This window comes from Streptomyces yongxingensis, assembly GCF_055597465.1.
Genome location: NZ_CM145717.1, coordinates 458,590 through 480,104, shown reverse-complemented (window position 1 = coordinate 480,104; position 21,515 = coordinate 458,590). Strand labels below are relative to the sequence as shown.

Annotated in this window: 9 protein-coding genes; 8 read left to right on the top strand and 1 reads right to left on the bottom strand. The window is 73.7% G+C overall.

The window, feature by feature from the left end; genetic code table 11:
* The first annotated feature begins 424 nt into the window (after window positions 1-424).
* From ACZ6TD_RS02225 to ACZ6TD_RS02210, 4 genes are all read left to right on the top strand, one after another.
* Complete coding sequence (locus ACZ6TD_RS02225) at window positions 425-11,848, top strand: amino acid adenylation domain-containing protein (RefSeq protein WP_471349600.1); 11,424 nt, start codon at window positions 425-427, stop codon at window positions 11,846-11,848.
* Window positions 11,845-13,728, top strand: coding sequence for a class I adenylate-forming enzyme family protein (locus ACZ6TD_RS02220; protein ID WP_471349597.1), 1,884 nt, complete (start codon window positions 11,845-11,847; stop codon window positions 13,726-13,728). The genes ACZ6TD_RS02225 and ACZ6TD_RS02220 overlap by 4 nt, the downstream gene beginning before the upstream one ends.
* Entirely contained in the window at window positions 13,725-14,492 is a 768-nt protein-coding gene (locus tag ACZ6TD_RS02215) for a hypothetical protein (protein WP_471349595.1), read from the top strand. The genes ACZ6TD_RS02220 and ACZ6TD_RS02215 overlap by 4 nt, the downstream gene beginning before the upstream one ends.
* A 73-nt stretch (window positions 14,493-14,565) precedes the next feature.
* Entirely contained in the window at window positions 14,566-14,781 is a 216-nt protein-coding gene (locus ACZ6TD_RS02210) for an MbtH family protein (protein ID WP_086883781.1), read from the top strand.
* Window positions 14,782-14,796: 15 nt separating this feature from the next.
* Here the strand turns inward: ACZ6TD_RS02210 and ACZ6TD_RS02205 are convergent, their stop codons facing one another.
* The gene (locus ACZ6TD_RS02205; RefSeq protein ID WP_471349591.1) at window positions 14,797-15,861 is read right to left on the bottom strand and encodes a radical SAM protein; all 1,065 of its coding nucleotides are present in this window, start codon (window positions 15,859-15,861) and stop codon (window positions 14,797-14,799) included.
* Window positions 15,862-16,308: 447 nt separating this feature from the next.
* On the opposite strand from ACZ6TD_RS02205, the gene ACZ6TD_RS02200 reads away from it, so the two are divergent.
* The 4 genes from ACZ6TD_RS02200 to ACZ6TD_RS02185 are packed head-to-tail and all read left to right on the top strand — an operon-like array spanning window position 16,309 to window position 21,405.
* Window positions 16,309-17,652 carry a DUF6002 family protein gene (locus tag ACZ6TD_RS02200; protein WP_471349588.1) on the top strand — a complete coding sequence of 448 codons (1,344 nt, stop codon included), beginning with the start codon at window positions 16,309-16,311 and terminating at the stop codon, window positions 17,650-17,652.
* A 42-nt stretch (window positions 17,653-17,694) separates the two neighbouring features.
* Window positions 17,695-18,879 carry an MFS transporter gene (locus ACZ6TD_RS02195; RefSeq protein WP_471349585.1) on the top strand — a complete coding sequence of 395 codons (1,185 nt, stop codon included), beginning with the start codon at window positions 17,695-17,697 and terminating at the stop codon, window positions 18,877-18,879.
* 13 nt (window positions 18,880-18,892) lie between these two features.
* Window positions 18,893-20,014, top strand: coding sequence for a hypothetical protein (locus tag ACZ6TD_RS02190; RefSeq protein WP_471349582.1), 1,122 nt, complete (start codon window positions 18,893-18,895; stop codon window positions 20,012-20,014).
* Between the two features lie 47 nt (window positions 20,015-20,061).
* Complete coding sequence (locus ACZ6TD_RS02185; protein WP_471349579.1) at window positions 20,062-21,405, top strand: hypothetical protein; 1,344 nt, start codon at window positions 20,062-20,064, stop codon at window positions 21,403-21,405.
* The last annotated feature ends 110 nt before the right edge of the window (window positions 21,406-21,515 follow it).

The window sequence follows — 21,515 nt, the reverse complement described above, 5'->3', positions numbered from 1 at the left end:
CGCTCACCTGGGCGTGGTCGGCGAGTTGAGCGAGGACCTGTTGCCGAAAACGCACCCGCATCACCACCTTTGTCCAAGCCGCCCTCACCGCCCAACTGGCCTGCTCGAACTGAGGTCGGAAAGCGTTCCTTGTCGGCGAGAGAGAGTAATCGGCCACCGGAAGGACTTTTTGGCCGAGTTCCCAGCGAGGAAGGTAAAGCGGCCCCGGGCGCGGCTGAAATTCCTCCTTCTGTCTTCGAAGGCTCCCTTCACCTGCGTCTTTGCCATTCTCTGATTAATCGTGAGATCTCTCACATTGCCATCGCTTTACTCATCCATTGCCTTCCGTGTTTCGATGGTGTGCATCGTTTCTCGACCGACACGGACACATCGGACGGCAGTCGTCGGCATACCGCCGACGGGACGGATGGGGACGCTCGCTCATATGCCTGACAACCGTGCTGAACTGCCGCTCACCGACGCGCAGCTGGGAGTATGGCTCGCCGAACGCGGCGGGTTCGGCGAGCCGGGCGCGTACCAGTGGGCGGAGTACCTCGAGCTGGACGGCCCGGTCGCCGTCGATCTCCTGGCGACCGCGATCGCCAGGACGGCCGCCGACTGCGAGGCGGTGAACGTCCGTATCGGAACGGCCGGATCGGCGACCCCCGTGCAGTGGCTCGTCGCCGATGTCGAGCACGTCGTCGAGACGGTCGACCTGCGAGAGACACCCGACCCGGATGCCGCGGCGCTGAAGTGGATGCGGGCGGCCATGGCCGAGGCGGGAGGCTGCGACGCGGGGCCGTTGTTCTCCGGCGCGGTGCTGCGCGTGGGCGACGACCGCACTCTGCTGTTCCACCGGGTCCATCACATCGCCCTCGACGGGGCGGGCATGGCCCTGTTCGCCGAACGGGCCGCTGAGGTCTACAGCCATCTGTACGAGGGCAGCCCGGTGCCGGAGAGCGGCTGGAGCGGGCTTCGGGCGCTGGTCGACGCCGAGACGGCATACCGCGGTTCCGCCGAGCACGACGCGGACGGCGCCCGATGGAGGGAGCGGTTGGCGGGCCGGTCGCACTTCCCGACGCTCGGAGCGGGCCCGGCGGCGGCGTCGGACCGGTCGCTGCGCGCGAGCAGGGGCGTGCCGGCGGCGGAGTTCATCGAGTTGAGGGACGGCGCGCGGCGGCTCGGGCACCGCTGGACCCGGTTGTTCACCGCGGCCACCGCGATCCAGTCGCACGCGATGACCGGTGACCGGGACGTCGTCCTGAGCCTGCCGGTCGCCGGCCGGTCCGCCGAACTCGTCCGCCGCGTCCCGGCGATGACGGCCAACGTCCTGCCGCTGCGGCTCCGCGTCGACCCGGCCGCGTCCATCGGCTGCTTGCTCGACGAAGTGGCCGAAGAACTGCGGGCGGTACGCCGGCACCAGCGCTACCGGGGCGAGCGCCTGCGCCGGGAGGTGGACTGTCCCGACGACGGCCGCCGGTTCTTCGGGCCGGTCCTCAACATCCAGCGGTTCGACCGGCCGCTGCGCTTCGGTTCGGTCACCGCGATCGTCCGCAACCTCCAGGCGCCGCCGGCCGAGGACCTCTCATTCTTCGCGCACGACCGCGGTGACGGCGAACTGCGCCTGGCCTTCGACGCCAACCCCGCCAACCACGGCGAGGACCTCCTGCGAGGCGTCGCCGACCGCTTCCCGCACGTGCTGCGGCAGGTGGCGCGGGCCGAACGCGACACGCCCCTGGCGCGAGTCGCGACCACCACCACGGGGGAGCGCCGCCGTCTCGTCGCCCTGGGCACGGGCGCGCCCACCTCGGCCGCACCCGCCGACACCGCCGTCGACCGGTTCGCGGACCGGGTACGCCGTACCCCGGACGCCTTCGCGGTGCGCTGTGCCGGAACGGGTGAGCGGCTGACCTACCGCGAACTCGACGGGCGTGCCGCCGGGTTGGCGGGTGCGCTCGTCGCCGCCGGTGCGGGGCCGGAGCGCACTGTCGCCCTGCTTCTGGAACGCTCGGTGGATCTGGTCGTCGCCGCTCTCGCCGTGGTGCGGGCGGGCGCGGCGTACGTACCCCTGCACCGGGACGACGCGTCGCCCCGGCAGGAGACCGTCCTGTCCGACGCGGACGCGCGGCTGCTGGTCACCGACCGGCACACCGGGGGCGACGCCATCGTGACGTACGCCCGCGACCGCGGTCTGCGCCTGCTGGACGTGCGAGCCGACTCCGACGCGGCCGCCGGTGATCCGCCCGCCGGGGCCGGGGCGTCACCGGACGCTCTCGCCTGCGTGATGTTCACGTCCGGTTCCACGGGCCGGCCCAAAGGGGTCGGCATCACCCAGGGCGCCCTGGCCGGGCTCGCCGCCGACCGCTGGTGGTCCGAGGGCGGCGCGGACAGGGTCCTGCTGCACTCGCCGCACGCCTTCGACGCGTTCAACCTGGAGCTTTGGGTGCCGCTCCTGACCGGCGGTGAGGTGGTCGTCGCCGCACCGGGACATCTCGGCCCGGCCGAACTGGCCCGGACCGTGGCGGAGACCGGGGTGACCGGGCTGTGGCTGACCGCGGGCCTCTTCCACGCCATCGCCGCCGAGGACCCGGCCTGCCTGGCCGGTGTTCGCCAGGTGTGGACCGGAGGGGATGTGGTGTCCCCGGACGCCGTCCGCGCGGTGCGGCAGGCGCTGCCGGGACTCACCGTCGTCAACGGCTACGGGCCCACCGAGACCACGGTCTTCGCGACCCGGTACGCGGTCCCGGAACTGACGGCGGACGCCGCGTCCGTCCCCATCGGCGGCCCGCTGGACGGCAAGCGGGTGCTGCTTCTCGACGACGCGTTGCGGCCCGTGCCGCCGGGGTCGGTGGGGGAGCTGTATCTCGGGGGAGCGGGAGTGGCCCGCGGTTACGTCGGGCGCCCGGGCGCGACCGCGGAGCGCTTCGTCCCCGACCCGTCGGGGCCGCCGGGGGCGCGCGTCTACCGCACGGGCGACCTGGCCCGGTGGAGTGCGGACGGTCGGCTGGAGTTCGCCGGTCGTGCCGACGGACAGGTCAAGCTGCGCGGTCACCGGATCGAGACGGGCGAGATCGACGCCGTGCTACGCGCCGACCCGCGGGTCCGGCAGGCCGCGACCGTCACACAGGAGCGCCCGGAAGGGCGGCGGCTCGTCTCCTACGTGACCGCGGCCGGCGGTGCGGCGGACGGCCTCGACACGGCGGCGCTGCTCGACCGGGCGCGGGACCGGCTGCCCGCTTACATGCTGCCGACCGCAGTGGTGGCCGTGGACCGGCTGCCCCTGACCCGCAACGGCAAGCTGGACCGGGCCGCGCTGCCCGCGCCGGAGTCCGCGGTCGCCGCGCGCGGCGCCGGAAGGGGCGCGGCCCCGCGCACACCCGCCGAGAAGCTGCTCGCCGAGCTGGTGGGCGAGCTGCTCGGTGTGCCCGACGTCCCCCTCGACCAGGACTTCTTCCGGCTCGGCGGGGACAGCATCCAGGCGATCCAGCTCGCGGCGGCGGCACAGCGCGCCGGTCTGGCGATCACCACCCCGGACGTCTTCCGCACCCCCACCGTCGCCGGACTCGCCGCCGCACTCGCGGACGACAGGCCCCCCGCGCACCGGATCGCGCTGGACGACGCGGACGACTCCGCGTTGCCGCTGACGCCCGTCATGCACTGGCTGCGCGAACGCGGCGGCACACTCCACGGGTTCGTCCAGTCCCTGACCGTACGCACCCCGGTGGGCATCACCGAGGAGCAGGTCCGCGCGGTGGTGCAGGCCCTCGTCGACCACCACCCCATGCTGCGGCTCTCCCTGACCGTCACGGGCCCCATCTGGTCGCTGGAGGTGCTGCCCACCGTGCCGGTCGAGCTGAACCGGCCGGGCCCGCCGACCGACCCGGAGCGCGGCCGGATGGTGCACGCACGCTGGTCGGACCCCGGACCCGGGACGGCGGGCGCGCTGACCCTCACAGTGCACCACCTCGGGGTCGACGGCGTCTCCTGGCGCATCCTCCGGGACGACCTCGACACCGCCTGGGACGCGGTACGCCGCGGCCGGACCCCGACGCTGCAACCGACCGGGACGTCCTTCGCGCAGTGGGCGAAGGCGCTGGTGGGGTACGCCCATCACCCGGCCGTGCTGCACGCGTTCTCCCACGAGCGGCCGGAGGCCGTGGAACCACCGGTCGCCGCGCGCCCCCTGGATCCCGCGTCGGACACCGAGGACACCCGGCGCCGCCACACCGCCACCCTGCCCGGCGCGCTCACCGCGCGCCTGCTGAGCGACGCGACCGCGGCTTTCGACTGCTCGGTGCAGGATCTGCTGCTCACCGCGTTCGCCCTGGCCGCCGCCGATTGGCGGGGCGGCCCGGACGCGCTTCTCGTGGACCTGGAGGGCCACGGACGTGAGGAGTTCGCGGACAACCTCGACCTGTCCCGTACGGTCGGCTGGTTCACCACCCTGTATCCCGTGGTACTCGACCCCGGCTGCTCCTGGGCCGAGGCGCGGACCGACCCGATCGCCCTGGACGGCGCGGTCGCCCAGGTGCGCTCCCGCATCCGTGACTCCGGCCGCGCGGGACTGACCCACGGTCTGCTGCGCCATCTCAACCCGCAGAGCGCTCCCGTCCTCGCCGCCCGCCCCACGCCGCAGTTCGCCTTCAACTACCTGGGCCGCTTCGGCGTCGGCGGCGACGGCCCCTGGTCGGTGCTGGCCGACGTGACCGCTGCCGGGACCCCCTCGGATGACGGCCCGACCACCGCGGCCGGGCCGGCCATGAGCCACGCCGTCGAGCTGGACACGCTGATCACCGACCGCCCGGACGGCCCCGAACTGGTCGCCCACTGGTCCTGGCCCGGCGGCCTGCTCGACGGGACGCGCGTCGCCGGCCTGGCCGAGCGGTGGTTCGACGTCCTGGGCGCGCTGGTCGACCGGGCCCGGTCCCGCGCCACCGGTGAACTGCCGCTGCCGCCGCTGGCCCAGGGCCTGCTCTTCCACTCGCTCTACGACCACGACGGGGTGGACCCCTACCTCGTCCAGTTCGTCTTCGACCTCGGCGGGACACTGGACGGCGACGCGTTGCGGGACGCGCTGCACCGCCTGCTGCGCCGCCACCCGCAGCTCTCCGCCGGTGTCCGGCCCGGTGCGTCGGGCCGGCCCGTCCAGGTGGTGGTACCGGGCGCCGCCGTGGAGTGGCGCGAGACGCCCGCACCGGAGGACCTGGAGGACTTCCTCGCCGCCGACCGCCGGCGCCGCTTCGACCTCGCCGACCCCCCACTGATGCGCGCCGCGCTGCTGCGCGGCTCCGCCGACCGGCACACCTTCGTCCTGACCACGCACCACCTCCTGGTCGACGGCTGGTCCATGCCCATCCTCGTCCGCGAACTGTTCTCGCTCTACGCCGGTCACCCGCTGCCGCCCGCCACGCCGTACCGCGACTTCCTCGACTGGCTGGCCACGAGGGACGCCCGCGCGGACGAGTCGGCCTGGCGCGCGCTGCTGGCGTCCGTGGACGGCCCGACCCTGGTCGGCGGCCCCGGGCGGCGCGGCGCGACCGGGGCACGTCGCCGCACGACCGCCGAGCTGGACCCCGAGTCCACCGCCCGCGTCGAGGCCCTGGCGCGGGAAGGCGGCCTGACGACCAGCGTCGTCGTGCGACTGGCCTGGGCGGTCCTGCTCGGCGCCCTGACCGGCCGGGACGACGTGGTGTTCGGCGCCACGGTCTCCGGCCGGCCGGCCGAACTGCCCGGCGCGGAGCGGATCGTCGGCCTGCTGATCAACACCGTGCCGGTCCGGGTCCGCCTCGACCCACGCCGGCCGGTCGCCGACTGCCTGGCGGACCTGCGGGCCCAGCAACTGTCCATGCTCGACCACCAGCACGCCGACCTGACGACCCTGCAAACGGTCACCGGGCACGCCGAACTCTTCGACACCGTCGTCGTCTTCGAGAACTATCCGGTCGACGACGAGGAACTGGCCACCCTGGTACCCGACCTGGAGCTGCGGGAGGTCCAGGGCCGCGACGGCACCCACTACCCGCTGACCCTGATCGCCGTGCCCGGCGACCGGCTGCGGCTCCAACTCGACTACAGCACCGACCTCTTCGACGGCGACGCGGCCGGCCGTCTGCTCGACCGCCTGCGCGCCGTCCTCGACCGGATGACCGACGACCCGGCGGCACCGCTGGGACGCGTCGGCCTGCTGCTGCCCGACGAGCGCGCCGACCTCGAAGCCCCCGCCCCCGCCCCGGACCGGGACACCGGGCCGGCCACGCTGACCGCCCTGTTCGCCGCGCAGGTGCGCCGCCGGCCGGCAGCCCCGGCCCTCACCCACGGCGACACCACCCTGTCCTACGCGGAAGTCGACGCGCGCGCCAACCGTCTCGCCCACCTCCTGATCGAGCGCGGCGCGGGACCGGAGCGCCTGGTCGGCCTGGTGCTGGAGCGTTCGGCGGACCTCGTCGTCGCGATCCTGGCGGTGCTGAAGTCGGGCGCGGGCTATCTGCCCCTGGACCCGGCGTACCCCGAGGAGCGCATCCGGGGGGTGCTCGCCGAAGCCGGCCCCGTGCTCGTCGTGACCGGCGCCCCGCTGCCGGTCCCGCACCCGCAGATCCTCCTCGACGGCCCCGACACGGCCGCCACCCACCCGGCGCACCCGCCCGCCGTGACCGTGGACCCCGAGGCGGTCGCCTACGTCATCTACACCTCCGGTTCCACCGGCCGGCCCAAGGGCGTCCTGGTCACCCACCACAACGTCGTACGGCTGCTGGCCGCGACCGACGAGTGGTTCCGGTTCGACGCCGACGTACACGCCCTGTTCCACTCCTACGCCTTCGACGTCTCCGTCTGGGAGATGTGGACCGCTCTCGGCCGCGGCGGGCGGCTGGTGGTGGTGCCGGACGACGTGGCCCGCTCGCCCAGGGATCTCCTGGCGCTGCTGCGCCGGGAGCGGGTCACCGCCCTGAACCAGACTCCCTCGGCGTTCTACCAGCTCCTCCGGGCCGAGGAGGAGGCCGGCGCGGAGGCGCTGCCCGACCTGCGGGTGATCGTATGCGCGGGGGAGGCGCTGGAACCGTCCCGCGTCCGTTCCTGGCACGGCCCCGGCCGGCCCGCCCTGGTCAACATGTACGGGATCACCGAGACCACCGTCCACGCGACGTACACCGAGCTGACCGACCCCGATGAGACCGCGAGCGTCGTCGGCACCGCGCTGCCCGACCTCCGCCTGCGGCTGCTGGACCACGCGCTACGACCGGTGCCGCCGGGCTGCCCCGGCGAGATCCACGTGTCCGGCCCCGGCGTGACCCGCGGCTATCTGGACCGGCCGGCGCTCACCGCGAGCCGGTTCGTCCCCGACCCGTTCGGCGCGCCCGGCACCCGGATGTACCGCTCCGGGGACCTCGCGCGGCAGCGGCCGGACGGCACGCTGGAGTACCTCGGACGGATCGACCAGCAGGTGAAGATCCGCGGTTACCGGATCGAGCCCGGCGAGATCGAGCGCGTCATCGAACAGCACCCGGCCGTGGACCGGGCCGTGGTGCTCGCCGACACCGGCGCCGACGGCGGCCGCCTGCTCTGCTACGCCGTCCCGGCCACGCGCCCGGCCGGGACCGGCCCGGCCGAGGCGCTGTCGGCCGCGGAACTGCGCGCCCACGCCCGCACGGTGCTGCCCGCGCACATGGTGCCCGCCTTCGTCGTCCCTGTGGACGAGATCCCGCTGACCGGGAACGGCAAGCTGGACCGCGCCGCCCTGCCGCGTCCGGAGACCGCGCTGCTGGTGAGCCGCGGGCCGGAGAACCCGCGAGAACGGCTGCTGTGCGACCTGTTCGCCGAGACCCTGGGACTGGCCGAGGTCGGCGCCGAGGACAACTTCTTCGACCTCGGCGGACACTCGCTGCTCGCCACCCGTCTGATCAACCGGCTGCGCGCGGAGACCGGCCGCGAGCTGAGCATCCGCACCCTGTTCGACGCCCCGGTCGTCGCCGACCTGGCACGCCACCTCCCGGAGGGCGCTGCCGTGGCTCCCGCCCCGGCGGCCGCCGCCCCGCGACCGGAGCGCGTACCGCTCTCGCCCGCGCAGCGGCGGCTGTGGTTCTTCGACCGGTTCGCCGGCCCCAACTCCGTGTACAACATGTCCTTCGCCGTCCGGTTCACCGGGCCGCTGCGGGTGGAACCCCTGCGGGCCGCCCTCGGCGACCTGCTGCACAGGCACGAGAGCCTGCGCACCACCGTGGTGGAACACCACGGCGAGCCGTACCAGCGGATCCACGACGCCGACGGCCTGCCGTTCGAGACGGTGGTCACCTCGGAGGCGGAGCTGCCCGGACTGCTCGCCGCCGCGTCCGCGCACGTCTTCGACCTGGAGACAGAACTCCCGGTCCGCGCCGTGCTCCACGAGACCGCACCCGAGCACCACGTACTCCTGCTCCTGCTGCACCACATCGCCGCCGACGGCTGGTCGCTCGGTCCGCTGGCCCGTGACCTGTCCACCGCCTACCGGGCCCGTGCCGCCGGCGACGCCCCGCAGTGGACGAGCACACCCGTGAGTTACGCGGACTACACGCTCCGCCTGCTCGACCGCGACCCGGACACCGGCGTCGACCACTGGACGCGGACCCTGCACGGCGCCCCCGAAGTGCTGCGGCTGCCGCTGGACCATCCCCGGCCGCCGGTCTCCGCACACCGCGGGGAGACCGTCCCCTTCACCCTCGACGCCGCGCTGCACGCCCGCCTGAACCGGCTCGCCGCGACCACCCGGACCAGCCTGTTCATGGTGGTGCACACCGCGGTCGCCGCACTGCTGCACCGGCTCGGGGCGGGTGATGACATCCCCGTCGGCACACCCGTCGCAGGACGGCACGACGCCGCGCTGCACGACGCCGTGGGCTGCTTCGTCAACACCGTGGTGCTGCGCACCGACCTGAGCGGCGCGCCGACGTTCGCCGAACTCCTCCAGCGGGTACGCGCCACCGACCTCGACGCCTTCGCGCACCAGGAGGTCCCCTTCGAGCGGGTGGTCGAGGCCGTCAACCCGCCGCGCTCCCTCGCCGCCCACCCCCTCTTCCAGGTGATGCTGGCGTTCCAGGACACCCCGGCGGCCGAGTTCGACCTGCCGGGCCTGCGGACGGAACCGGTCGCCGTGCACGGCGGCGCCTCCCGGATGGACCTGCTGTGGAGCATGCGGCAGCACTACACGGACCACGGTGCTGAGGCCGGGATCGAGGGTCTTCTGGAGTACGACACCGAACTGTTCACGCCCGCGTCCGCCCGCCTGATGCTCGCCCGCCTGGAGAGGCTGCTCCGCGCGGCCGTGGCCGATCCTCAACTCCCCGTCGCCGACTTGCCGGTGCTCGTCGCCGGCGAGCACGAGCGGCTGACCGGACGGGGGAGCGGCACCGACCGCGAGACGCCCGACACCACCGTGGCGGCGCTCGTGGCGGCCCAGGCACACCGCACCCCGGAGGCACCCGCCGTCCTGTACGGCGACACCGTGCTCAGCCACCGGGACCTGTCCGAGCGGGCGGAACACCTCGCCGGGGAACTCCGCGCGCACGGCGCGGGCCCCGGCGCCCTGGTCGCCGTGGTGCTGCGCCGAGGCCCCGACCTGCCCGCCACCCTCCTCGCCGTCCAGGCGACCGGCGCCGCCTACCTGCCCGTCGACCCCACCCTGCCGGCCGAGCGCGTCACGGCGCTCCTGGCCGACGCCCGACCCCTCCTCGTGGTGCGCGACGCCACCGGACCCGCCGCCGAACCCGTGGTCACGACCGGGGCGGCCGAGCCGCTGCCGGTGCCACCGGACACCGCGTACGTCACGTACACCTCGGGCTCCACCGGGCGGCCCAAGGGCGTCGTCGTGCCACGGGCCGCGCTGGTGAACCTGCTGCTCGCGCTGCGCGAGCAGCTCGCGGTCGGCCCCGACGACCGGATGCTGGCCTCCGCACCCGTCGGCTTCGACATGTGCAAGCCCGAGCTGTACCTGCCGCTGATCACCGGCGGCGCCATGGTCCTCGCCGACCAGAACGCGCTGCGCGACCCCGACCAGCTCTGCGCGCTGCTCGACCGGCACCGCGTCACCGTGATGCAGGCGACCCCGTCGCTCTGGCGGACGCTCGTGGCACGACGACCGCGACAACTGCGCCACATACGCGCCGTCGTCGGCGGCGAGGCGGTCCCCGCGGAACTCGCCGGGGAACTGGCCGCCGCCACCACGTCGCTGCTCGCCTGCTACGGCCCGACCGAGACCACCGTCTGGTCCGCCACCCACCCGGTCGGCGCGCGGACCGACGGCACCGTGCCGCTCGGCCGGCCGCTGCGCAACACCCGCGCTTACGTCCTCGACGACCGGCTGCGCCCCGTCCCCCCGGGCACGAGAGGCGAGCTGTACCTGGCCGGCACGGGCCTGGCGACCGGCTACCTCGGCCGCCCCGAACTGACGGCCGCCCGCTTCCTGCCGGACCCCTTCGGACCGGCCGGCCGGCGGATGTACCGCACCGGCGACCTCGCGTCGTGGAGCCGAGACGGGGTGCTCCGCTTCCACGGCCGGACCGACGACCAGGTGAAGATCCGCGGTCACCGCGTCGAACTCGGCGAGGTCGAAGCCGTGCTGGGTGGGCACCCGGAGGTCACGGCCGCCGCAGCCGCCGTGCACGACCGCAGCGCCGACGACCGTCGGCTCGTCGGCTACGTCACCCCGAAAGGCGCGGACCTGGGTGCGGTCAGGGCGCACCTGACCCGGCACCTGCCGGACTACATGGTGCCCGCCCGGCTGCTCGCCCTGGACCGGCTGCCCCTCGGCGTCAACGGAAAGCTGCTGCGCGACCGGCTGCCCGAGCCCGACTGGGCGGCCGCCACCGACGCCGAGCCGCCGCGCGACCTCCGTGAGGACCTGATGTGCCGCCAGTTCGCCGAGGTGCTCGACGTACCGAGGGTCGGCCCCGAGGACAACTTCTTCGAAATGGGCGGCCATTCGCTGCTCGCCGCCCGGCTGACCGAGCGGGTACGCGCCGTCCTCGGCCTCGCACCCGCCCTCCGGAACGTCTTCGAGGCCCCCACCCCGGCGGCCCTGAGCCGATTGCTCGACGGGCCGCCGACCGCGTCCGCCCCCGCACACCTCGTGCCCTTCCGGGCCACCGGAGCGGCCGCTCCGGTGTTCTGTGTCCACCCGCTGAGCGGTATGAGCTGGAGTTACGCCGGCCTGCTGCGGCACGTCGGCCGCCACCACCCGGTCCACGGCATCCAGGCCGAGGGCCCCGGGGGAGTGGCGGACCTGCCCGGCACGATCGAGGAGATGGCCGAGCGCTACCTGCGACTGCTGCGCACGGTCCGCCCGTCCGGCCCGTACCACCTGGTCGGTTGGTCCTTCGGCGGACTGGTGGCGCACGCCATGGCCGTCCGGCTGCGGGAACTCGGCGAGCCCGAAGGGACGCTGTTCCTGGTCGACGCCGTCGCCGCCACCGGGGCCGGGCCCGCCGAGCCCATCGACGAGCACCACGTGCACCGGGTGCTGCTGACGGCCGCCGGGTTCGACGACGACCGCCTCGCCCAGGAGACCCTCGACTTCACCACCGTGTCGGCACTGCTGCGCCGCGAGGGCAGCCTCTTCGCCCGCCTCACCGAGGACGACATCGCCCGCGTCATCGCCGTCTCCCGGCACAACGACGCTCTGCTGCGCGCCTACCGCCCCCCGCGCTACGCGGGCGACACCACCTACATCGAGGCCGCCGGCGAGCCTCGGCGTGCGGCGCCCACGCCCGAACTGTGGCGGCCGTACGCCGGCGGCGAGCTGACCGTCGGACACGTCGACGCAGGGCACCACGAAGTGATGCGGCCCCAGCACGTGGACGCCGTCGGCGTCCAGCTCACCGAAGCCCTCGGGAGGGCCCGTTGACCGCCACCGAGGACGCGACGTACGAGGCGGACAGCGCCGCACTCGACGAACTGCCCGCAGGAGCACGGGTGGTGATCAGGCTTCCGGGCGGCCGCCGACTCGCGGACCTCCTGCTCGGCTGCTTCGACCGGGGACTCGTCGCCGTCCCGCTGCACCCGCGGGCCGCGGACGCGGACCTCGCCGCCGGCGCCGCCCGGGTCGCCGCCGCGGCCGTCGTGGACGTCCACGGAGTCCGGCGCACCGGAACCGGACTGCCCGACGCGCACCAGACGCCCGAAGCCCCGGCGCTCATCATGTTCACCTCCGGCTCCACCGGTCCGCAGAAAGGGGTCGTGCTCAGCCGCCGGGCGGTCATCGGCAACGCACGCCGCACAGCGGACCTGCACGGCATCACACCGGACCGCCCGCACGGCACCTGCCTGCCGCTGTACCACTGCAACGCACTGGTCATGTCACTGCTCGGCACCCACCTCACCGGTACGCCGCTCACGCTGCACCCCGCCTTCGACCCGGCCGGCTACTTCGCCGCGCTGGACGCCTCCGGCGCCCGGACGGCCTCCATCGTCCCGGCCCTCCTCGCGGACCTGGTCGAGGCCGCTCCCGCGTGGCCCGACGGGCTGGACTACCTGATCACCGCCGCGGCCCCGCTCACCGCCGACCTGGCCCGCCGCTTCCACTCCCGCTACGGCCCGAGGCTGCGTCAGGGCTACGGCCTGACGGAGGCGGTCAACTTCAGCTTCACCATGCCGCTGCTCGACGACACCGACTTCCGCACCCACTACCTGGAGCGGACGCCCCCGGTGGGCGTACCACTGCCCGGTACCGAACTCCACCTGGAATCCGGCGAGGTCTGGATCAGAACGCCTGACCTGATGACTGGCTACTGGCAGGACCCGCGCAACACCGCCGCCACCGTCACCGACGATGGCTGGCTGCGCACCGGCGACCTGGGCGAGCTCCGGGACGGACTCCTCGTCCTGCGGGGCCGCGCGGGCGAGCGCATCAACCGAGGCGGGGAGAAGCACCACCCCCTCGACATCGAGCACGGCTGGCGCCGGGCGGGCCTCACCGGCCGGTTCGCGGCGGTCGCGGTGGACGAGCCCACGCTCGGCGACGACGTCGCCCTCGTCGCGACGGAACAGCCGGTGCCCGAGGTCCGCACCCTGTACGAGCGATCGCCGCTGCGGCCCGTGGTCGTCCAGTTCGGCGGATACCGGGCGACCGCCACCGGAAAGCCGCAACGCCGGGCGATGAGCCGGCCGCTGGCCGCCCGCCGCTTGGCGCCCGCACGGTACGACCGACTGCTGCGCCACGCCGCGGCCACCGCACGCCACCTCCTGGACTCCGGGGCGGACGATCCGGCCCTGCGGTCCCTCGCCGAACACACCGCCGCCCGGCACACCGGGATCGGGGACGACACCGTCCTGGCCGCCTACGACTTCCTGCGCGAGCACTGGCACGCCCCCGGCGACGCGGAACTCGCCCGCGCCAAGGCGCGGTGGCGTGCGAAGCTGCTCGCCGCGTGGCCGCTCTCGGTGCACGGGGAGCTGGCCGCGGAGCTGGCCGCCCGGCACGGCGTCGAGGAGGGGCCGGTGCCGTGGGGTGTCGAGACCCGCCTCGACGGCGGCGCACTCGTCCTCCTCCCGCACGGGCCCGCACCGGGCGGCCCCGCCCGGCCGCTGGGCCCGCTGCTGTCCTTCCTCGACGTCCCCGGCAGCGGGGGAACGGACCGCTGGGAGTGGCTGTCCCGGCAGCGGGACGGTGGCACATCCCTGACCGGCTGCTCGGTGCTCCGCGCCGGGCGACACGACGTGGGCGGCGTGCTCTGGGCGCGCCACCCCGGTTCCGGACCGAACGAGCACCTGGGAGCGACAGGATGACGCAGCCCGCCGAGACCATCGGCCGGATGAAGCGGTCGCCCGACCACGAGGACGAGATCCTCGACGTCCGAGGCCACCGGGACCCCGACCGCAACCGGCTCACCCCGGTGGTGCAACTGCCCCCGGAGACCGCCCTGACCGTTGTCGACGCTCTGTCCGGCCTGGTCCGGGCGGCCCACCGGGAGGAGGGGGAGCGACCCGCACCGACGGGCGAGCTGAAGCGGGCGCAGGTCTTCGAGGAGGGCGACGTCTTCATGCTGGAGCCGCCCTTCCCGGGCTTCTTCGCCGACCGCTACCTCATGGACTTCTACGACACCGCCGCACGCGACATCTGTTCGCGCATGCACCTGCACACCGGGCTGCGGTTCGTGCGGATGATGACCGGCCCGGACACCACGATCCGCGTGTCCAGCCTGTCGCCGATCACCGTCCGCCCCCCGACGGGACGCTTCGCACCGCTGTCATGCTTCGCCGACGACCTGCCCGGCACCCCCGACGGGGTGCGGCGCGAGCGGCACAACGTGATCGTGCCGCCCAACTCCTGGGTGGACATGCAGATACCACGCGGAGTCTCACACCAGTTCAACGCGGTCGGCCCGAACGCGGTCATCGACTCGGTGCACCCGGAGGAGTCCATCGAGACCCTGCGGGAGGGGATGTCGGGCTACCGGATGATGGCGCAGACCATCTTCCTCGCCAAGGACAGGACCCCCGCCGCCACCTGTGCCGACACCGGCGCGCCGGAGACGACCCCGCCACGCTGAGCCGTCCAGGCCAAGCCCCACGGCCGCCGGACCGGCTTCTCCGCCCCGACCCCGCAGAGATCGGCAGGAAGACGTGAACCCCTTCGACGACCCGGACGGCACCTTCCTCGTCGTGGTCAACGACCAGAACCAGCACGCCCTGTGGCCCACCTTCGCCCCGGTGCCCGACGGATGGCACGAGGCGCACCCGGCCGCACCCCGGGACGTGTGCCTGGACCACATCGAGCGCACCTGGACGGACCTCGCACCCGGCGGTCCCACCCGGCCCGCGGATCCGGCCACCGGCTGAGCCGACCGGCCGCACTCAGCCGGTCCGTCGTACCGTCGGGTCGGGCAGCATGACCCGCTTCGCGCCGTCGCGGCGGGCTATCCGCTTCTTGTCGGCGTCCGAACCGTACCGCCGGTCGAGTTCGCTCGACGCGCGTGCCCAGTCGGCGAGGCTGTGGATCGAGTGTGTCCGCTCCCGCACGTACGGGTCGTTGCGCCACTCCAGCGCCCGGCTCCACAGCACGTCGACCGGCTCGTCGAGCAGGCTGCCGACCTTCGCCTCGTACGCGCCGTGCGCGCGCAGCGAGCCGTCCGGCTCGATCGTGGCGATCTCGGCGCCCCGGTCGTACAGCGGGGAGTTGGGCAGGAAGAAGCGGGCGTCGGTGACGGTGACGCGGACACCGTTGACGGCGCGGGCGGCGAGCCGGGACTCGGCCTCGACCAGACCGACGAGCTCGTCGTCGGACAGCAGCTCGTGTTCGACGAACCCCGACTCCTGGGCGACACCGATCGGCATCGCCGCGCCGAACGTGATGGAGTCCAGTCCGGGCAGCCGGGCCGACGCCTCGGCCACGAAGTCGTCGATGCCGGGCAGGCCGCTGCGGGTCACCGTGTAGTCGAGGGCGACGGTGCAGGACTCCTCGCCGCGCGCGGTGCGTTCCCGCCGGACCCGGGTCAGCCGCTCCAGCGCGGCCATCGCCCGGTCGAACGAGCCGGCCCGGCCGCGCACCAAGTCGTGCACCGCGGCGTTCGGCCCGTCGACGCTGACCGTCGTGGTGGCGACCAGCGACGCCAGCTTCTCGGCCGCCTCGTCGTCGAACAGCCAGCCGCTGGTGAACACGGTCAGCGGAATGCCGGCCGATTTGAACAGCCCGAACATTTTCTCCCACCACGGCACCAGCAGCGGCTCCCCACCGCCGACCGACACGCGCTTCGGCCGGGCATCGATGATCGCCTGCACCACGCGACGCATTTCCGGCTCGCGCAGCATTTGAGCCGCACGCCGCCCGGACTCGGTGTAGCAGTGGATACACCGCAGCGGGCACGCGTACGTCGGATTCCAGCAGAAACGTCCGATCCGAGCTGACTCCGGCACCCTCATGACCATCTCCCGATATCGAGATCCCGTCGACCCACCGTGCCGCACTCACCGTTACGAACGCGATCAAAAAACGCGTTGGCGCGGCGACCAAAGGGCGCGTTCTCCCAGGTCATCCGTCAGTCATGCACGTCGTCGAGACAGTGGTGCCGACTCCCGCCGAAAGCGCGGATCATGGTTCGCAGTCACATTTGTCGGCGGCCTGTCCACGATGCAACGAGAACGCTTACGGGGGCGCCGGATCCCAGTATTAGCACGCTCTTCGACGGCCAACACAAAGAACCGGCCACACTGTTGCAAAGACTTGACACTGTTTTACCGATCGGCCTAGCGTCCCGAACCGACCTTGCGGACGATGGGGCGAAATCGCCAGTGTGGTTCGGGCACCGCGGCCACGTGCCGCGGGAAGAAGGGGGAGACGTGCGCTCCGCGAACACAGACCCGCTCGTCGTGGAAAATGCACTCGCCCGTTACAACGACCAGGTGCGCGGCGCTTTCGCCGAAATGCAGCGCAATTCCAGCGCGGTCGGCGGAAACGACGTCGGCCGGTATCTGCCCGCACCCGGCCCCGCGCTCACCGCGTACCTCGCGGCGTCCGACATCGCCGTCGCCGACCTCGGCGAGTACCACGGCCGGCGGCTGCGCCTGTTGGACCTGATGCGCAACGCGCGCACCCGAACCACGAAGACGTTCCCGTCGCTGCTGATCGTCGCCCGCGCGGCCGAGCACGTCCGGCGCACCGGGGAGCGTGTCATGATCGTGACGCCGTCGTCCGGCAACAAGGCGACGGCGCTGCGTGACGCGGTGCTGACCGCGCACCGCACCGGTCTGGCCACGCCCGACGAGCTGTCGGTCATGGTGGTGGTGCCCGCGGCGTCCTGGGGCAAGATGTGGGCGTCGCCGCTGGACGAGGACGACGCGGCCCGGCGCGCCAACCCGGTCGCGGTGTACCCGGGCGCCGACACCGACCGGGTCAAGGTGCTGGCCCGTTCGATGGTCGACCGGTACGCCGCGGACCTGCGCGAGAAGCACGGCGTACGGCTCTGGTACACGCTGGACCTGGCCAACTACCGGGTCGCGGACACGGTGCGCGCGCTGGTCGAGCACGACCACCTGCCGGCGGCCGAGGCGCGGCTGCACGTGCACGCGGTGTCCAGCGCGTTCGGCCTGCTCGGCCACGACCTCGGGGTGCGCCGACTGGCCGCCGCCGGCCACACCCCGACACCTCCCCGGTACCTGCTGGTACAGCATCTGGACACCGCGGACATGGTGCTGAGCCTGCGATTCGGGTCGACCGCGCGGGAGGCGATGCCGACGTACCGGTTCGACGCGGCGACCGGCCACTACCACCAGGACGACGACCCGCGCTTCCCGTCCGTGACCGCCTCGGTCACGGAGAACCTGGACCCGACGTTCTACACGCGGAACCCGGCCACCTCGCCGGAGATGAACGCGCTGATCGGCAAACAGGGCGGCGACGGCATCGTCGTCTCGCGGTACGAGTGCCTCCACCGCTACCCGGCGCTGCGCGAGATGCTGGCGCCGACCGGATACCTGCTCCCCGCCGAACCGGCCGACCTGCGGGAGTGGTCGCTGGTGATGGCGCTGACCGGGATCCTCAACGCGATCGACCGTGACCTGGTCCGTGAACCGGACGTCCTGGTGCACGGTTCCGGCAGTTACGGCGTCGCCGACTTCACCCCGATCCCGGCCGAGCACGTGCACACCGCCGCCGACGTCGACGACCTGGCCACGATCGCGTACGCGGCGCTGGAACGCGAGGCGGTGCGGTGAGTGAGGGCCGACCTGCCCGCCTTACGTGGACCACTGGGATGGATGAACCTCGGCACGCTCGTGCTCGCGGTCGGATCCGGCGGCTGGATGACCTGTTGGGCGGTGTACTTCACCCGGTCGGTCGGGCTGTCGCCGACGGTGTTCGCGTTCGGGGTGACGGTCGGCGGACTGGGCAGCGTGCTGCTCGGCATTCCGGTGGGGCACTGGGCCGCCCGGTTCGGCGTCCGGGAGACGCTGGTCTGTCTCGACCTGGCGCAGGGCGTCGCCGTACTCGGGTACGCGCTGGTGCGCGACTGGTGGAGCTTCCTGCTCGTCACCTGCGTGGTGGCGCTGGCGCAGCGGTCCGCCCCGGGGGTACGGATCGCGGTGCTGACCGCGCTGGCGGACAAGGGGAAGCCGCTCGACGCGATCTCGTCCGGCCAGGTCGTCGCGCATGCCGGGTTCCTCGCCGGATCCGGGCTGGGGGCGATCGCGCTCGCCGCGCACAGCCGTGCCGCCTACCTCACCGTCCTCGGTCTGTACGCCGCGGGCTGCGTGGCCTCCGGGCTGGCCACGCTGCGGGTCCCGCACCTCACGTCGCTCACCGACCTCGGCGTGCGGCGGCGCAGCCTGGTGCTGCGGGACCGGCGGTTCCTCGCCATCGCCGCGTTGTGCGGGGTGCTCGCGCTGGTGTGGGGGGTCGCAGACGTCGGCGTACCGCTGTGGGTCACGACGCACACCGCCGCCCCGCCCACCGTGCTCGGCGCGCTCGTGGCCGTCAACGCCGCGGCGATCCTGCTGTGCCAGAGGCGGGTGGCACGGGCCGCCACCAGCGTCGCCCGGTCCACCCGGCTCATCGCGGTGAGCGCTGCGGCGCTCGCGGCGTCCTGCGTGCTGTTCGCGGCGACCCGAGGCGGCTCCGGCGTACCCGTGGTGGTCCTGCTGCTCGTCGCGTGCGTCGTGCAGGTGGTCGGCGAACTGCTGTTCACCGCAGGCGGCTGGGGCGTCTCAACCGGCCTGACGCCGCGGGACGCGCACGCCGAGTACCAGTCGGTGTTCACGGCGGCGTCCGCGGCGGCGGTGATGCTCGCGCCGGCGCTGCTCGGCCTCCTGCTGGTCGACTGGGGCGTGGCCGGGTGGTTCGCGCTGGGGTTCGTGTTCCTGGCCGCCGGATCGCCGACACCGGCGGTCGGCCGGTGGGCACTGCGTACGCCGGGGCGGGCCGAGCCGCGCGTGACGGTCTCGTGAGGACGGTGACGGTGTGCTGAACGCGGCGCGGCGGCGGCTGCGGTACCAGTGGGCGTCCGGCACGGACCGCCGGGTCGTCGCCGCGCACTCGTGGCTCGCCGCCCACGTACATCCCTGGGTGGCCGTCACGTCGACAGCGAGGCCCGGCACCCCGACCATCGCGTACGCGGGCGTGCCGGACGGTGTCGTGAAGATCCACCAACTGCTGGAGCAGCGGCGGGAGGCGCTCGGCGGCGGCACCATCGACCGGATTACCGAACGCGTCGACCGGGCCGCCGTGCTGCGCGGCCGGCTGCCCCGCCCCGCCGACCTCGTCGCGGTCGGCTGCTCCGCGGCGCAGGCGGCGGCGCTGCCCGCACGGTCCGCGCTGGTGTTGCCGTTCCGTCTGCACCTGCTCGCGTACCTCGGCGGCGGCCTGGACCAGTGGCTGGGTACCGTCTCCGAATCGGAACGCCGCTGGGTGAGGTCGGCGCGGCGGCGGGCGCGCTGGGGGCTGGAGATCGCCGCCGACAGCGCCTCGTTCGAGCACTTCTACCACCGGATGTACCTGCCGACGATGCGCGGGCGGCACGGTGACCGGGCCCGTTGCGAGCCGGTGGACCTGGCCCGGGAGGCGCTGTTCGGGCACGGCGTCCTGGCGTTCCTGACCCGCGACGGCGAACGTGTCGCCGGCTCGCTGGACCGGTGGGACGCCCGTCGCGGCCGGCTGACGCTGCGCCTGTTCGGCGTGCTGGACGGCAGCGACGAGCACTACCGGGACGGGGCGTCGCGGGTGCTGGACTTCCTGCTGCTGGAGTGGGCGCACGGCTTCGGCGCGCGGACCGTCGACTTCGGCGGTATCGAGCCGTTCCTCAGCCAGGGCATCTTCCAGCGGAAACGAAAGCTCGCGTCGCGCGCCGTACTCGGGCCGACCCACCTGGGCGCGCACCGGCTGTGGTGGCACGCACGCCGCGACACCCCCGCGGTGCGGGACTTCCTCGTCGCGAACCCGGTCGTGGAGATCGCCGGTCGGGACCGTCTGCGCGCCGTGTACTTCCACGACGAGACGCGTCCGCCCCGGCTCGACCTGGCCCGTACGCACGAGGGCATCGACGAGATCCGGTCGCTCGCCCTGGACGAGTTCTTCGCGCGCTGACCGCCGCCACGACACGAGATCCCACCGCGCACCCCGGAGGTTGGCCGATGACCGCGACGCGCACGGCACGATGGTTCGACCGGTACCGGGAGCCACCGGAGACCGGCGTCGCGCCGGGCCGGATCGCCGAGATCGTGGTCGAGGAGACGCGCGGGCTGCGTCCGCTTCCGGCGTACCCGGTGGCGTTGCAGCCGCTGCTGCTGCCGGTGGCGGAGTTCCGCGAGCTGCTGCGCGCGGCGACCGACCTGCTCGCGCTGATCCGGCGGGCGGTGCTGCACGCGGCACCGGACCGGGCCGGGCGGATCGCCGCGCTCGGCATCGACCCGGCGGACACGCCGCTGTTCACCGCGGACGAGGACTTCGAGCTGCGGCACTGCGCCGACATGGGCCGGGCGGACGTGGTCATCGGGCCGGACGGACCGAGGTTCGTGGAGTTCAACGTCTCCGGCGCGTTCGGCGGCATGCCGGACTGCCACGCGCATCAGCAGGCGTGGCGCCGGATCACCGCGCTGGCCGGCCGCCCCGCGTACCTCGGGGTGGACCCGTGGGCACGCCTCGCGGCGCTGGTCGAACGCACCTGCGCCGAGTTCGGCGTACCGCCCGGAATCGTGGTCGTGGACGACGTCGGGGACGGCACCGTGCTCGCCACCGGCCGCAGCGTGCGGATGTGGCTGGACGGACTGCGGACCCACGGGATCGAGGCGAAACACGTCCAGGTCGCCGACCTGCTCGACACGCTCGGCCACCCCGGCGCGCTCCGGTACCCGGTGGGACTGCGCGGTTTCGACCTGGACGACATGCGTACGGTCGGGCACGACATCAGGCCGGCGCGGCGGGCGCTGGACGCCGGGTTCCGCATGATCCCGTCGCAGACGTCCCGGCTGTTGCACACGAAGAAGGTGCTCGCCCGCCTGTCCGAGGGCGCGCCGTGGATGGGCGCCGCCGACCGCGACCTCGTCGCGCGGTACGTCCCGTGGAGCCGTGTCGTCGGCGACCGCCCCGTCACCTGGCGGGGCCGGCGGTACGAGCTGCCCCGGCTGCTGATCGAGCACCGCGAGTCGTTCGTCCTCAAGGGAGCGACCGGGTGCTCGGCACGGGAGGTGACGTTCGGCTCGTGGACCGAGCCGAACGACTGGGCCCGCCTGGTCGACGAGGGGGTACGCACCGGCTATCCGATCGCGCAGCAGGTCGTGCGGTCCGCGCCGTACCCGGTGGACCTGCTCGCCGAAACCGGCGAGATCACCCGGGTCGCGGCGAACGCGGTGGTCAGCCCGTTCGTGCTCGGCGGGGTCGGTGCCGGCTGCACCGCGCGGTTCGACTGGGCCGAGCGGCCCGGCATCGTGCTGTGCGCCAACGGCGCCGTCGAGACCTGCCTGCTGGCCGAGCTGTGATCGGACCACGGGCGCGCCCGGCCGCCGGGACCGGTCCGCGGCGTGGCCGGACGGCGGACGCCGCGAGGGCCAGGGCGTGTGAACGGCGGGGCGCGGGCGGACGCGAAGGG